The sequence below is a fragment of the Pseudoalteromonas sp. MM1 genome, from assembly GCF_030296835.1.
GTDB lineage: Bacteria > Pseudomonadota > Gammaproteobacteria > Enterobacterales > Alteromonadaceae > Pseudoalteromonas.
In genome coordinates, this window is the sequence record NZ_AP027922.1 from 1,519,099 (window position 1) to 1,534,524 (window position 15,426).

12 protein-coding genes are annotated in these 15,426 nt (G+C 36.3%); 8 read left to right on the forward strand and 4 right to left on the reverse strand.

Going from position 1 to position 15,426, the window contains the following annotated elements; genetic code table 11:
* Positions 1–759: 759 nt before the first annotated feature.
* From QUE46_RS06960 to QUE46_RS06975, 4 genes are all read right to left on the reverse strand, one after another.
* Complete coding sequence (locus tag QUE46_RS06960; RefSeq protein WP_286247111.1) at positions 760–2,067, reverse strand: O-antigen ligase; 1,308 nt, start codon at positions 2,065–2,067, stop codon at positions 760–762.
* Positions 2,068–2,172: 105 nt separating this feature from the next.
* Positions 2,173–2,724 (reverse strand): hypothetical protein, encoded by a 552-nt coding sequence (locus QUE46_RS06965; protein WP_286247113.1) that lies wholly within the window; start codon positions 2,722–2,724, stop codon positions 2,173–2,175.
* Positions 2,725–2,746: 22 nt separating this feature from the next.
* On the reverse strand, positions 2,747–4,747 hold the full coding sequence (locus tag QUE46_RS06970) for an EAL domain-containing protein (protein WP_286247114.1): 2,001 nt from the start codon (positions 4,745–4,747) through the stop codon (positions 2,747–2,749).
* A 25-nt stretch (positions 4,748–4,772) separates the two neighbouring features.
* The gene (locus tag QUE46_RS06975; protein ID WP_055020414.1) at positions 4,773–5,429 is read right to left on the reverse strand and encodes a transglutaminase-like cysteine peptidase; all 657 of its coding nucleotides are present in this window, start codon (positions 5,427–5,429) and stop codon (positions 4,773–4,775) included.
* A gap of 296 nt (positions 5,430–5,725) precedes the next feature.
* Between QUE46_RS06975 and galU the strand changes: the two genes are divergently transcribed.
* From galU to QUE46_RS07015, 8 genes are all read left to right on the forward strand, one after another.
* Entirely contained in the window at positions 5,726–6,625 is a 900-nt protein-coding gene (gene galU, locus QUE46_RS06980) for a UTP--glucose-1-phosphate uridylyltransferase GalU (protein ID WP_055020413.1), read from the forward strand.
* Between the two features lie 29 nt (positions 6,626–6,654).
* Positions 6,655–7,788 carry a non-hydrolyzing UDP-N-acetylglucosamine 2-epimerase gene (gene wecB / locus QUE46_RS06985; RefSeq protein WP_286247118.1) on the forward strand — a complete coding sequence of 378 codons (1,134 nt, stop codon included), beginning with the start codon at positions 6,655–6,657 and terminating at the stop codon, positions 7,786–7,788.
* A 33-nt stretch (positions 7,789–7,821) separates the two neighbouring features.
* The gene (gene wecC / locus QUE46_RS06990; RefSeq protein ID WP_286247120.1) at positions 7,822–9,072 is read left to right on the forward strand and encodes a UDP-N-acetyl-D-mannosamine dehydrogenase; all 1,251 of its coding nucleotides are present in this window, start codon (positions 7,822–7,824) and stop codon (positions 9,070–9,072) included.
* Positions 9,073–9,124: 52 nt separating this feature from the next.
* Entirely contained in the window at positions 9,125–10,279 is a 1,155-nt protein-coding gene (locus QUE46_RS06995; protein ID WP_055020410.1) for a VpsD family glycosyltransferase, read from the forward strand.
* The gene (locus QUE46_RS07000) at positions 10,272–11,687 is read left to right on the forward strand and encodes a lipopolysaccharide biosynthesis protein (protein WP_286247123.1); all 1,416 of its coding nucleotides are present in this window, start codon (positions 10,272–10,274) and stop codon (positions 11,685–11,687) included. Before QUE46_RS06995 ends, QUE46_RS07000 begins: the two co-directional genes overlap by 8 nt.
* Positions 11,677–12,882 (forward strand): VpsF family polysaccharide biosynthesis protein, encoded by a 1,206-nt coding sequence (locus tag QUE46_RS07005; RefSeq protein ID WP_286247125.1) that lies wholly within the window; start codon positions 11,677–11,679, stop codon positions 12,880–12,882. Before QUE46_RS07000 ends, QUE46_RS07005 begins: the two co-directional genes overlap by 11 nt.
* Positions 12,883–12,971: 89 nt before the next feature.
* Positions 12,972–14,303 (forward strand): phenylacetate--CoA ligase family protein, encoded by a 1,332-nt coding sequence (locus tag QUE46_RS07010; RefSeq protein WP_286247126.1) that lies wholly within the window; start codon positions 12,972–12,974, stop codon positions 14,301–14,303.
* A gap of 9 nt (positions 14,304–14,312) precedes the next feature.
* Positions 14,313–15,425, forward strand: a complete 1,113-nt coding sequence (locus QUE46_RS07015) for a sugar-transfer associated ATP-grasp domain-containing protein (RefSeq protein ID WP_286247128.1) — start codon at positions 14,313–14,315, stop codon at positions 15,423–15,425.
* Position 15,426 lies beyond the last annotated feature (1 nt).

Genomic DNA, 15,426 nt, shown 5'->3' on the forward strand with positions numbered 1-15,426 from the left:
CTAAAGCGTAGCGTCTCTTAAACTCTTTGTGAGTATTTGTTTTTAAACATTAAAGTTTAGCTTTCAAAGCCAGCAAATTAGTCATCTACGGGGTGAAATTATGTATTTATTCGTAGACGTAGAGCTTGCTCACGTTAGAAGCGCAGCTTCTTGTAAAAGATCAATTGCACAAAGAGAAGAAAATGAGGAGTAAATGAGAAGACAAAGTTAATACAGCGTTTTATAAATTTAGTGTTTTAATTACTTCTCTAAAGCCGAGCGTCTCTTAAACTCTTTGTGAGTATTTATTTTTAAAGATTAAAGTTTAGCTTTCAAAGCCAGCAAATTAGCCATCTACGGGGTGAAATTATGTATTTATTCGTAGACGTTGAGCTTGCTCACGTTAGAAGCGCAGCTTCTTGTAAAAGATCAATTGCACAAAGAGAAGAAAATGAGAAGACATAATCAATCCTGGCATTTTATTTATCACGACTCTAAAGCGCAGCGTCTCTAAACCTCTTTGTGAGTATTTGTTTTTAAGGATTAAAGTTTAGCTTTCAAAGCCAGCAAATTAGTCATCTACGGGGTGAAATTATGTATTTATTCGTAGACGTTGAGCTTGCTCACGTTAGAAGCGCAGCTTCTTGTAAAAGATCAATTGCACAAAGAGAAGAAAATGAGGAATAAATGAGAAGACATAACCAATCCTGGCATTTTATTTATCACGACTCTAAAGCGCAGCGTCTCTAAACCTCTTTGTGCAAATATTTTTAAAAATAGCTATTTAAAATCACGCCCTCGCTTAACAACTATTTTATTACTTAAAATAGCCAAACATAAAATAACCATAAACAGCATTGAGTTGGCACCCGCTTGCAGTGAATAATCTACCGACGAATGCAGCAGCATATCTACAATAGCGATAGCACACCCAAAAGCAACACCCTGAAACAACGCTGTTTTACGTTTACGCATGGTTTGTACACACAACCATAAGCAATACAAAATAAGTGCCCCTAAAGCTGACGTTACAGGAATGCCTAGCTCTACAGCAAATTGAATGTAATCGTTATGAGCATTATCGTAATAGCCAGAATACGGCTCAGACTGATACGCAGGGAAAGCAGTATAAAACGTACCACCACCAGAACCCAATAAAGGCTTATCGAGTATTAACGGGATTGAATCACGAACAACTTCATCACGTGTTTCTGACTGAATACTGGTTTCGCTAATGCGTTGCTTTACTTTTTCAACGTCAAATATTGCACCAATAATGATCAAATCAATTATAAAAAAACTAACAATAAGTAACTTGAACGCTTTAGGCTTTTTGTTATAAACAAACAAAGCCAACAAGCTAACAGCCATCAGTGCTATAAAAAAGGCAGAGTTACCCATGCGGCTGCGCGTTAAAATTAGCGCAATAATTATAATAATTAACGATATACGCAAAATTATTTTTGAGCTTAATAGTATTTCTGTCCAGGCGCGTAAAGTTTGTTTAAATGTAAGAGCACTTGCATGGCTGCCTCGCTTAAGCTCACTAACTAATACACCTATACCTAAACATAAGCATAGTGCTAAATAGTTAGCTAAAAAATTAGAGTAAGTAAATGTGCCTATAGCACGTTGTGTATGCTTATACCCAAAAATAGGGCTGAGCATATCAGGCGAGAGGTTTAGATAAGTTGCATACAAAGCTTGAAAAACCCCTGCTGCAATAATGGTATAAATAAGCTTTTTTATACGTTCACTATTGTTGCAATAAATAAAAATAAGCCAGCAAAAAAGTAGCATAAAGCTTGTTTTTAACAGCATTTGCTTTGTTTGAAAGGGGTCTAAACTTACGGTGTAAAATTGTAAAACACACACAGCACACACTAGCAACAAAGCTAAAAAAACAGGGAGTGAATAACGCTCGGGGTAAAGTTTTTGGTTATTAATAACACTATTAATTAAATGCATTAAAAAAGTGATACAAATTAAAATGCCCATAGCCATAATGGCCCAGGGTCGGTAGCTACCTAAAGGAAGGGGCAGCAAAAAAACAATTGCACATAGCAAAAAGAATATAAAACGGTTCACAGCTTTCTCAAAATCGAGCTAAAAATTAAACAACGTATTTAAACAAAGTGTTTAAAGTAAAAACGCAGCCATTAGGCTGCGTTTGTATTTAAAATTAATGATTGTTTAGTTGCCAACTTCAGAAATACCAGCATCACCACCGGTACCGCCAGCACCTTGTGGTACAGTTGTAGTAGGCAGAGTTACAATTACAGGTCCAGCAGGGGCTGTAGGCTCAGTAGGGCCGGCAGCGGTTGCTTCTGATGCTACAGTTGCATCAACCCCAGCAGTAATTGCAGCAAGCGTTACAGCATCGCTATCAACACCTGCAGATACCAAGGCAGCTAAAAAGTCAGAGATTAATGTGCTATCTACACCTATCGCAGCTATAACCGCATTCATAATTGCATCTAATTGTTCAGGAGAACACGTACCGTTAGCAATAGGTGAGTCTAAGTCAATAGGGCCGGTATTCTGGCAAAGCTGCTCAATTGCAGTAACAAGCTCTTGCTGTAACTCATCCGGTGGGGTATCAGTAGTGGCGTTGCTTAAAATAGTAATTAATGAATCTAAGCCTTCAGTTTGAACTACCGCATCTGTGTCCGTTTGTGCATAAGCAGGTAAAACTGTAAGTGCTGATGCGCTAGCAACTAAACTAGCTAAAATAAGTGATTTCATCTCTGATCCCTTGGTTGAATATCTAATTACAAAATTTTAGCGTATCGGCACAAAAAGTAAACTCTTTATTTGCGCCACTATTATTGGCTTTAATAACTTTAGAAGGCGGCATAATTAAATTACCTTGTACGCCATCACATCCTAAGTTTTCAAGTACTTTTAATGTCTCAGGTTTTTCTATTAAACAAGCCAAAACTTTAATGCCAAAACCATGGCAAATATTATTAACTGTTTGAATAAAAAATTTGCTTTGGTTGTTATCTAGTAAGTCTTGTATGTAGCTTCCGTCTATTTTTACATACTCAATATCTAGCCCTTGTAAGTATCTAAACGAGGTAAGGCTAGTACCAAAATGCTCAATACATACGTTAATGCCTATATCTTTAATTATATCTATATGTTGCGAGGCAATGTGAACATTATAAAGTAAACTAATTTCGTGTAATTCAAATAACAAGTTAGTTTTTATAACAGGTTTGGTATGCGAATAAAGCGTTAACCATTCAATAAAATCAGTAGAATATAAAGAGGCCTTACTTAAGTTAAGCGCAAATACGTCGTTTGGGTGTTGCTCTTTAACATTTACAAAATTACGTATTATTTTTTTATCTAGCTCTTCGGTTAAGTTAAGTTTTTCGGCCATAGCAAATAAATGCCCGTTATTAACTTTTTCACCTTCAAAAATAAAATGAGCAAACACCTCAAAATAACATTGTTTGTTTTGCGAGCTAGCACGTTTTACAGGTTGCACCGAAAAACTCACCTCGCCAGAGGCTAAAATAGACTGAATAAGCGAGCGCCACTGGTTAACACTAAATAAAGTGTTTTTATCTACCTTGGTGTTTGTATCGCCAATTGTACAGCCCGTATCTAAAGCCGATAGCACGTTACCAACAGGCATGCCCTTATCAACACTTACTAATGCAAAGTTAGCAAAGCCATTTACATGTAAGCTATTTTTTTGTTGGCTAAATGCATCGGTAATTTCTAGGCGTGTTCTATTTAAAAATTCACTATCGTAAGGAGCAAGGGCAATAAAAGTACTACCATTTAATCTAAATACTTTTGCGTTTGTCAGCTCACCAAAAATAGTTTTAAGTATATTTGCCACTTCGTTTACATGTTCATCGCCATCTTGGTAGCTTACTGTTTTATTAATGTTTGCAAGCGAGGGTAGGGTAATCATCATGGCCGTAATGGGCGCCTCATCACTAATAGAGTCGACTACCGAATTAAAATGGTTATCAAACGACTTACGGTTACCCAAACCGGTTAAAGGGTCTATGTAAACTTCCTCCGTAAGGGCTTGTGTTTGCTTAGTGAGCGAATCAAACGTACTTTGCAGGTTCATAACCATATTGTTAATGGCTTTAGTAACAGTGCGCAGTTCGCGGGAAACCGGTATTTCGTTGTTTAAGGTAAACCGTTTACGGGTCACTAAATGTGCTTGGTTTTCTACTGCTTTTAATGGTTTAAACACTGCTCGCAGTATTAAAAACGCCACTGCCAGCGACGCTACTAATAATAAAAACGATCCATATAAGCTACGCTTGGTATGCTCCCACAACGTTAAATACGATTGCCCAACGTGGCTTGTTACTTCAAGCGTGCCGGCCATTATCCAGCCATTATTTAACTCAGATTGCATAGTTGGGGCATTAAGTTTAACGGTGCTTATAAACCAATTAGGTACCGACTCAACACGTTTAGGGTTTATAAGGTCAAAAACCACCTGGTTTTCAGCGTTAGTAAATTTTATTTGCTTATAATAACCCGAGTCAAAAATAGCCGTTGCCATTGTTTGCGCAATCATTATGCTGTCGTCTTCAAGGTAGGGCGAAATAGAAAGCCCTAAACTCGTGGCGGTGTCTTGGGCGTGGCTAGCCATTTGCGTTTGTAAATACTGGCGTGTGGTGTCTACATCGGTAATTATTCGTACAAAAAACGAAATAACCGAAATAACAATAATCAGTCCATAAACTTGGGTTTTTAAGCTCAAGCCATTTTTAAAAAAAGACGACATAACTAATAGTTCCTTTAACGTTATTCTATATGGGAGCAAGCTCACCTTGTTCGATTCGCTCTAGCATTGTGTTCCAAGCAGACACACCACGGCTATTTTTTACTTTATTACCTAGGCCTTTCGATTTAGCTAACCACAAACCTTGGCCGTTAAAACTATAAATAGGGGTTAAATCGCGGCGTTTATTAGCAGGCAGTAGCTTAGTATTAAAATTACCTAAAACATAAGGAACTTGGTTTGGGTTTTCAATGTATATAAGCACCATATGTGGCTGGTTAACCGTTTTTTGCCTAACATACATTAACCGTATTTTATCCTCAGGAACGCCCAAGGCCATTAAAGTAAAATACTTGGCAATTACGTAGTCTTCGCAGTCACCCATGCCAATGCCTAAACTCTCGAGCGGGGTAGCCCAATAATCTTTTTGCTGCCATAGGTCTTCGTCGGTTTTATATTTAATTTGCTTATTAAAAAAATTATTAACTAAATGAATTTTTTGCCATTCACTTTTATCAGCAGATTCATCTATAAAATTTAACCAGTTTTTTATACGTGCATGGCCTTCGCTACCATATTGTTTTTGCGCACGGGCAATTATATCGCTGTTGCGTAAATACATAAGCATGTCTTGCGCGCATACAAAAAACGAAACCACTAATACTATACAAAGCCCTAAACGCACACACGTTCCTTTAAGTAAGTATTCCCTAATAATAAAACAAGCCTAGTATAGTATTGTTAGCATTAAAAAGGTAGATCATATAAAAGCATGAGAAGCACTAAAACAGTGCGCTAAATGCTAATTCTATTAATAAAAAATTAACAAAAAAACAATCTAAAAGGATGCTTTATTTATTGAGTACACAATTGTGTTGTGTATAATAATAACCTCACACGGCATGTGATACACGTAAAAAGGAATTTAGCTTTTAAACTAGCCTTTTTCGTTGTTTACAAAAAATAATGAAAGGAATTAAAGTGAAAGTTTTAAAAGCAGTATTACCCGTTGCTGGCTTAGGTACGCGCATGTTGCCAGCCACAAAAGCCATTCCTAAAGAAATGCTACCTTTAGTAGACAAACCGCTTATTCAATACGTAGTTAACGAAGCCGTAGCCGCGGGTATTAAAGAAATAGTACTCGTTACTCATGCCTCTAAAAACTCAATAGAAAACCATTTTGATACCAGCTTTGAGCTAGAAGCCACCCTAGAGGCACGCGTTAAGCGCAGCCTGTTAGAAGAAGTGCGCTCTATAGTACCAAAAGACGTTACCGTAATTTCTGTTCGCCAATCAGCACCACTGGGTTTAGGCCATGCAGTTCTTGCTGCGCGCCCTATAGTGGGTAACAACCCGTTTGCCGTAATGCTCCCCGACGTAATAATCGATAAATACAAATCAAACTTAAAAACCGATAACTTAAGTGAAATGATCAGCCGTTTTGATCAAACAGGCTATAACCAAGTAATGGTAGAACCCGTACCACAAGAATTAGTACATCAATACGGTGTGGCCGATTTAGCGGGTAAACAAATTAACGCTGGCGAAAACGCGACCATTAAAAACATGGTCGAAAAACCAAATAACGATGAAGCACCAAGTAACTTAGCAATTACAGGCCGCTATGTTGTATCGCCCACTATTTGGGACTTATTAGAATACACTCCACCAGGTACGGGCGGTGAAATACAGCTTACCGATGCCTTACTACAACTACGCCACCTTGAAACGCTCGAGGCTTATCACCTTAAAGGTAAATCTCACGACTGTGGCTCTAAACTAGGTTATATGCTCGCAAATGTAGAATACGCAATGCAATCAAGCCATATGGGCAAAGAGTTTACCGAGCAGGTTAAAAAGTTACTTACTTCAAGTAATTAAAATTATATTATTTTAAATTAAGGACAGTCATGGCTATTAAAATATTAAGTATATTTGGTACGCGCCCTGAAGCTATTAAAATGGCACCGCTAGTTAAAGCGCTAAATGAAGCAGAAGGCATTGACGCAAAAGTATGTGTTACTGCCCAGCATCGTGAAATGCTAGATCAGGTTTTAGATTTATTCGAAATTGTACCAGACTACGACTTAAACATAATGAAGCCAGGCCAAAGTTTATACGATGTAACTACAAATATTCTTTTGGGCTTAAAACCTATTTTAGAGGAATTTAAACCCGATTTAATACTTGTTCATGGCGATACAAGTACAACCCTTTCCGCAAGTCTTGCAGCTTTTTATCAACAAATCCCAGTAGGGCATGTAGAGGCTGGCTTAAGAACAGGCAATTTAGCATCACCCTGGCCAGAGGAAGGTAATCGCAAGTTAACAGGTGCAATTACAAAGCTTCACTTTGCTCCAACCGATACGTCGCAACAAAACTTACTCAATGAAGGTGTTGATCTAAACGACATAGTTGTAACGGGCAACACGGTAATTGACGCACTCTTACAAGTGGTTGATAAAGTAAAAAAAGACGACGCATTAATCACTACATTAAAAGCACAGTTTCCAGAGTTAGACGAAACTAAAAAGCTAATCCTAGTAACAGGGCACAGAAGGGAAAGTTTTGGTGGCGGCTTTGAACGTATTTGCGAAGCACTAGCAGAAATAGCTACAGCTCATCCAGAGGCTCAAGTGCTTTACCCAATGCACTTAAATCCAAATGTACGCGAACCAGTAAATCGTATATTAAAAAATGTTGATAATGTGCATCTAATTGAACCACAAGACTACTTACCATTTGTGTATTTAATGAATCAAGCACACATAATAGTAACCGACTCCGGTGGTGTACAAGAAGAAGCACCAAGCCTAGGCAAGCCAGTGCTCGTAATGCGCGACACAACAGAGCGCCCAGAGGCGGTAGAAGCCGGAACGGTAAAATTAGTCGGTACAAATAAAGAACGCATTATTAGCGAAGTTAAAAACTTACTAACAAACGCGCAAGAATATCAAACAATGAGCCGAGCACATAACCCTTATGGCGATGGTAAAGCGTGTGAGCGCATTGTTGCAAAAATTAAGCAACACTTTAAAGATTAAAATAAAGTTTAAAATTTTTTCAAGGATTTAGTAATGACAATAAAAACAGTGTCGGTTGTTGGTTTAGGTTATATCGGTTTACCTACAGCGGCCGTTATTGCATCGCGCGGTATGCAGGTAATAGGTTTAGATGTAAATCAAAAAGCGGTAGATACAATAAATGCAGGTGAAATCCATATAGTAGAGCCTGATCTAGATATCGTAGTACGTGGTGTTGTTTCTACAGGTAATTTACGAGCGACAACAGTACCAGAAAAAGCAGATGTATTTATGGTGGCAGTACCAACACCATTTGTACATAGCGAAAGCGGTGACCATAAAGCCGATTTAAGCTACATAGAATCTGCAGCTAAAACAATTGCCCCAGTACTTGAAAAAGGCAATTTAGTTATTCTAGAAAGTACGTCACCAGTAGGGGCAACAGAGCAACTAGCCGCTTGGCTAAGTGAAGCGCGCCCTGATTTAACATTCCCACAGGATAAAGGTGATGCCGCCGACATCAATGTTGCTCATTGCCCTGAGCGTGTATTACCTGGCTATGTATTACAAGAGCTAGTGTCGAACGACCGTGTAATAGGCGGTATGAGCAAAGCATGTAGCGAAAAAGCCGTTAAGTTATACGAAACTTTCGTGCGCGGCGAGTGTATTATTACCAATGCTCGCACTGCTGAAATGGCTAAGTTAACCGAAAACTCATTTCGCGATGTAAACATTGCCTTTGCCAATGAATTGTCAGTAATTTGTGACAAATTAAAAATTAATGTGTGGGAGCTTATTAAGCTTGCTAATCGTCACCCGCGTGTAAATATTTTAAACCCAGGCCCAGGTGTTGGCGGCCACTGTATTGCGGTTGATCCTTGGTTTATTGTTGCAAGTTGCCCAGACGAAGCAAAAATAATTAAACAAGCACGCTTAACTAACGACGCAAAACCATTTTACGTAATTGAAAAAGTAGCAAAAGCCGCTGATGAATTTAAACGTCCAGTTATTGCATGCCTAGGCCTTTCATTTAAAGCCGATATTGACGACCTTCGTGAAAGCCCGGCATTAAATATTGTTGAAGAATTAGCAGCAAAAAATATTGGTGAAATACTTGCGGTAGAGCCAAACATTTCAGAGCTACCAGCCAACCTAGCAGATAAAAATGTCAGCTTAGTGTCGTTAGAAAGCGCACTGGAGCAAGCAAATGTCGTTGTAGTATTAGTTGATCATAAACAATTTAAAGCTGCAGATAAAACAGAGTTTGCATCAAAAGTTGTTATTGATACTCGCGGTATTCTTTAATTTTGTATTATTTATAAAGAGTTTTTAATGTGTATTAATAAGAATATCAATAATGCCTAAAAAACATATCGCTTTAATTATGCCCCTTTCTACCTATGACTGGGGCAGTAATAACTGTGGCGGCGTAGATAGCGTATGCCAGATGCTTGCAGAATATATGGTTAACCATGATGACGCTAACCATAGGTTTACTATTATCGGGCTCGACCCGCAAAGTAAAACTCCTTTCACTGGTGATGTTATTCGTCTATCAGATAATGTTGATTTTATTTGGCTGCCTACATCAAGTAAGCAATCAAAATTTAAAATCCCCGGCATTATTTGGCAAAATTGGCATGTTCGCAAGTTGTTAAAAACTTTGAATCCTGACTTAGTGCATACCCACTTTTGGAGTTTATTAATTGGCAGTGGGTTTAAGGGTAAAACATTAGTAACTATTCACAGCTATAAAAAAATAGCGCGTCGTAATGTTGGAGTGTTTAATAACTTTTTATATGAGAAAATAATTCCTTTAATTACAACAAGGCGCAGCGACAATGTAGTTGTTGTAGGTAAACAGTTACAAACAGCATTATCTAATGATGGCGTTAAATCGCAAATTGTGTATAACCCCATAGATCAAGAATACTTTAAAGCAAGTTATACTAGACATGAACACAAAAAAATTAAGCTCGTTACGTGTGCGTTATTAACACCAAGAAAGAAGGTTGAAGACTCTATTGCTTTATTAGCTAGGTTAGTTGGTAATGGTTTTAATTCTTCCTTAACTATTATTGGGCCTGCGGCCGATAAAGTATATACAGAGCAGCTAAAAAAACAGGTAGCTTCCTTAGGGTTAGAAAACAATGTAACCTTTTTAGGTAAATTAAATAAAACCCAAATTGTTCAACAATATCTTAATGCTGACTTAGGTGTATTTACTTCTAGTGAGGAGACCTTCGGCTTAGTACCTCTAGAAATGTTAGCAGTTGGATTGCCTCTAATAACAACTGAGGTTGGAATACTTGAAGATGAGAAAACTTTCTTTGAGAAAATGGGCGTTTTATACTTCTCTGACACGATAACCCCTAACCGTATCAAAAATTTGATTGATAATCATAATGTTAATGAGTCTAAAAGCGAACTTGAAGTAAAATTTAATATTGCATCTGTTTTCACGCAATATATTGATTTATATAAAAAGTGTAGTGAAAAAAATAATGATTAGTTCGTTACTTAAATATGCACCAGTGCAAATTTTTGCTGCAATTAGTGTGTTTGCATTAATTAGTATTCATACCAAGTTATTAACTACAACAGAATACGGAATGTTGGCATTAATGCTATTAACGGTTGAAGTTGTAAGGGCGGTAGCTGCGCAGTGGATTAACTCTAGCATGCTGCGTTTACTTCCTAGTAAAAAAACAGAGGAACATGATAATTTTGCAGCGATTGCCTGCTCAATTATTTTTTGCTGCACATTGCCAGCATTAGCACTAGTTAGTTTAGGGTTATATTTAACAGGCTTATTAACCTTATCTACGTTTTTAGCTACCTTTTTAGTTTTTTTAACTAAAGCTCTCTATCAGTTCTATCTTGAATTAGCCCGTATAATGGAGCGTTTAAACCAATATAGAATTGCCGTACTTACTCAATCTATTATGTCTATAGTAATTACAGGTAGCTTGCTAGCTTACTCTCCTAATATCCTTTCTGCGTTATCAGCCCTTGCTTTGAGCTACATAGCTGCAGGCTTAGTTGTTTTTAAACCGCTTAAAATCAGTATTAATAAACTTAAAACTCCAGATGCACAGGCTATTTTCTCTTATGGCTTACCTCTTATGGCCAGTGGCTTAGTTGCAGCAATATCAAGCCGGTTAGACCGCTACTTCATTGCAGATAAATTAGATTTAGCGCAAACAGGTATTTATGCTGCTATATCAAATATTTTATTAGGAATTGGCGCACTTATTTTTATGGTCGTAGCCTTACCAAGTTATCCTGAATTAACAAAAAAAATTAACGATAAAGCCGCTTTGTACAAAGCCCATGGTGAATATTTAACTTTATTATGTTTAATTTCAGCTCCTGCTTTAGTTGGGTTTTGTATTTTAGCCGAGCCTATAACGCACCTATTACTTAGTGAAGTATATTTATCACAAGGTTCTACTGTTATTTATATTTTATGTGCGGGAGTGTTTGTTGTAAACTTGAAGGCTCATTATATAGATCATGGATTACAGTTCTCTTTAAACACTAAATACCTGCCTAAAATTAGTGTTTTTTCTTTAGTAGTTAATCTTTCTTTATTAGTCACTTTGATCCCACTTTATGGTTTAGTAGGTGCGGCCAGTGCTTTTTTGATCACAAGTCTTACCTCATTTAGCGTGGCATTATGGTTGTCTATTAAAAAAGGATATAAGTATTTTATACCACTGCAGGTATATAAAATTATATTTTCAACTTTGTGTATGGCTATATTTCTACCTGAATTACGAGTTTATCACTTCGTTATGATTAATATTCCCATAGTCAACCTTGTTATTGATGTACTTATTGGCGTGAGCATTTTCTCATGTGTGCTTGCCTTACTAAATTATAAAAAATGTAAAGCATGGATAATAAATGAAAAGTGAAAGTATTTATAGAGTAATGGTGTTCACTTTTTTGACGGCATTTATTTTTGGCGGCTATTTACTAGAAAACGTAGGTATAAAATACGTATCAGAAGGCGGAAATCCGTTAGTTAAAATACATATTTCAACGTATATATTAATGCTAACCGTTGCAATTTTTACGCTTAGAAGAGGTATTAATGTGCCTTTAACTAGCCTAAAAGAGCTTAGGGCATCATGGCTAATAAGTTTTTTATGTATTTTACTTGTTATATTTTATGGCTTAATTAGATTTGGTACGTCGGGCATGGCTTACTTGGTCGATACTATGGTAGCCCCACTTTTAGGTCTATATTTATTGAGTCAGTTGAGTATCACACATAAAAACAAATTATTAACCTTACTTGCATACTTACTATTCATAAATTCTGCTATAGCTATTTTAGAGTTTATATTAGGTAGTACACTAATATCCGTCGAGTTTTCAAGTTTTAGTCACTTTAGATCAACGGCTCTGTTAACTCATCCACTTAATAACGCGTTGATTACCGCTGCATTGGCACCTTTACTAATGAGCTATACGCGAATTCCTTATTTAATCTATTTTACTGTAGTTACGTTAGCACTGTTTGCTTTTGGTGGGCGAGCTGCAACAGGCATATTCATGCTAGGTGTATTTATTTTAATAGCACCTAAGGTGCCTGCATTTATGGCTGCAGGGGTTCGCGTGTCAAAAATGCGCTTTGCGGTAATACAAGCGCTGGCTTTTTTTGCGTCTATCTTCACAATATTAGTTATTACTTTGACCCCCATCGGTGCCCGCATACTAAGTAAGTTGCATATTGATGGTAGTGCTCAAGCGCGATTTGATGTTTTTATAATTCTTGAACAATTAAGCCTACGTGAGTGGTTTTTAGGAGCCTCACAAACTTTACTAGAAAATATCGCTTTTTATATTCAAATAGATGTTATAGAGAATTACATAATAGGCTGGATTGTTAGTTTTGGTATCATATGTACAGTTTTTTTGTTTTTAAGTTGCTATAAATTACCACTTAAAATTGCATTGGGAAAAAATAGAAATTCAGCCAAAATCGCTTTGATTGTTTTTATTTTAGTTTCATTAACAAATAATGCTTTGACGACTAAAACTCCAGCCTTACTCTTTTTAATTAGTGCAATGTACTTAGTTGTATCTAGAAGGAACGGAAAATGATTTCAGTAAGTTTTAGGCTTAGTGCTCATTTAAGTTGGCCTTGTGAATTAGTGTGTTTTTCAATATTTGTCGGTTAAAGGATTACTATAATGTTTACAAGTAAAATTTATAAAAAAAGCCCAGTTTCAATTCAAAATATTTTATTGAGTACGCGTGCATTAGTAAGAAAAAAGCTTAGAGAAAACAATAAATGTGAACAATATACTCAAGAACTAATTGCCCATGAGTATGACTCTGAGATTTTAGGTAAATACCATGATAAAACGCTACATAAAACTATTAAGCAAGCACGAAATACCGTTGAATATTATAAAAGTTATGACCTTAATTTAAAAACGTTTCCTTTTATTGATAAATTGGAAGTGAATAGCAATAAGGATAAGTTTTTATCGTCCAAAAAGTCAGGCACGGTTATTAAAGGTGCAACAAGTGGCACAACAGGCGCGCCTCTAGTTATTCCACAAGATATGGAATCGGTCATAACTGAGCAAGCTTTTATTAATAGAGGGTTAGCTTGGGCTGGATTTAAAGAAGGTGATAAACGAGCGTGGATCAGGGGTGATATGATTGTACCACTCGAACAAAAAAAGGCGCCATTTTGGCGTTACTCTTACTTTGAAAATATGATTATGCTCTCATCCTTTCATATGGTGCCTAATAACTTACAGTCATATATAAATGCAATGGCTGAGTTTGGTGTACAAGTTATACAGGCATATCCCTCATCGATTGTCACGCTAGCTAAGTATTTAGAAGTTAATAATGAATATTATCCAGGTGAAATAAAGTCAATTGTTACATCATCTGAATCACTAACAAAGGAAGATAAACATCTAATTGAAACGCGCTTTAAATGCACTGTTTTTGATTGGTATGGGTTATTTGAACGTGTAGCTGCTATTGCAAGCTGCGAGCACGGTCGTTATCACATATTAACAGACTATGCTCATGTAGAATTACTGCCGGCAGGAAAAGCAGAGGATGGCCGTGACCGAGCTGAAATTGTCGGTACTAACTTTAATAACTCTTTTTACCCATTAATTCGTTATAAAACCGGCGACCATGTTATTTTGTCTGATGAGCCAAACTGCCCATGTGGTCGTGTATTTCCAATTGTGGATTCTATAGAAGGAAGAACAGGTGATTACCTTATTGCAGAAGATGGTCAAAAAGTTCATATATTAAATCACATTCCTAAAGGAGTAAGTGGTTTGTTAGGGGCGCAGTTTGTACAAAAAGAACATATGAAAATTGAAGTACTAGTTACTTGTAATAATGACTTTACAACTGAACAAAAGCTTAAGCTTATAGATAATACAAAAGAGCGCTTAGGTAATAAAATGGATGTCACTATTACAATAGTAGATAATTTAATACGAACAAAAAATGGCAAAATGAAACAAGCTATTTGCGATTTGTAAGGTGTTACAATGCATTACTTTACGGTGTTAAAGCATAAGCTCATAGAAAAAGTTAGGACTTTATATTTAATTAATTTTAACTATAGATATAAAGATAATATACAGCGATATAAGTTGTCGAAAAATAAAAAAAATAAAAGTTTAATTAAAGCTGAAATTAAACAGTTAAAAGATTATTGGGGGTGCTATCCTCTGCAGTATTTTAATCACGACTTTTATTCAAAAGATTGCACGCTTTCTATGGATGAAATGAAACAATTTATACCTAGCTATTATTTTTATCGAATAATATTTCCCCAGTATGATGATTCAAAATACTTATTGAATATCGTTGAAGATAAAATGGTTATGGATACTTTATTTAAAGGAATGGGTTACCCAAGTGCTAATGTAATAATTAAAAAGAAAGCTAATTATGTTTTTAATTCAGATGGCACAACTTTAAACTATCAAACATTTCAAGAGCTATTAGAAATGCGTACCTGCAATAAATTGTTTATTAAACCGGTGCATGGACGGGGTGGTTGTGGAATTTTAGTTGCAAAAAGACAAGGTAAGGCCTTTTACATAAAAGATAATGAATTTGATTATCACTTTCTAATAAATCTGAAAGATAATTACGTTATAGAGGAAGCAATAGTTCAACATGATGCAATAACAGCGGTGTATCCACATAGTGTAAATACACTTAGAGCTATAACAAAGAGGAATACAGCTGGTTTAATTGAAATTGTTGCAGTAACCCTTCGAATGGGCTCAAACGGTAGCGAGATTGATAATACCTCTGCCGGTGGATTAGTTGTTGGAATTAATAGTGAAAGTGGTTGTGCTTTAAAGAATTATGCAACTCACGAATATGGTTTAAAGCAGTTTTTTGAACACCCTGATACAGGTTATCAATTTGAACAGCTAAAAATTCCAAACTGGCTTGGCATTAAAAACAAGCTTATTGAACTAGCGAAAAAAAATATAATTATGAATTTAGTAGGATGGGATATAGCAATAACAAATGATGGTATTTTGGTTGTCGAGATCAATACCCTATTTGGTATTGACGGCTTGCAGTCTGCTCATGGCGGGTTAGAAAGTAAATTTATTGAAAATAAAAAATTTGATATATAAG

Coding starts and splice junctions, on each gene's coding strand:
- QUE46_RS06965 (WP_286247113.1), bottom strand. CDS start 2,724: ATGAAATCACTTATTTTAGCTAGTTTAGTTGCTAGCGCATCAGCACTT.
- QUE46_RS06970 (WP_286247114.1), bottom strand. CDS start 4,747: ATGTCGTCTTTTTTTAAAAATGGCTTGAGCTTAAAAACCCAAGTTTAT.
- wecB (WP_286247118.1), top strand. CDS start 6,655: ATGGCTATTAAAATATTAAGTATATTTGGTACGCGCCCTGAAGCTATT.
- wecC (WP_286247120.1), top strand. CDS start 7,822: ATGACAATAAAAACAGTGTCGGTTGTTGGTTTAGGTTATATCGGTTTA.
- QUE46_RS06995 (WP_055020410.1), top strand. CDS start 9,125: ATGCCTAAAAAACATATCGCTTTAATTATGCCCCTTTCTACCTATGAC.
- QUE46_RS07000 (WP_286247123.1), top strand. CDS start 10,272: ATGATTAGTTCGTTACTTAAATATGCACCAGTGCAAATTTTTGCTGCA.
- QUE46_RS07005 (WP_286247125.1), top strand. CDS start 11,677: ATGAAAAGTGAAAGTATTTATAGAGTAATGGTGTTCACTTTTTTGACG.
- QUE46_RS07010 (WP_286247126.1), top strand. CDS start 12,972: ATGTTTACAAGTAAAATTTATAAAAAAAGCCCAGTTTCAATTCAAAAT.
- QUE46_RS07015 (WP_286247128.1), top strand. CDS start 14,313: ATGCATTACTTTACGGTGTTAAAGCATAAGCTCATAGAAAAAGTTAGG.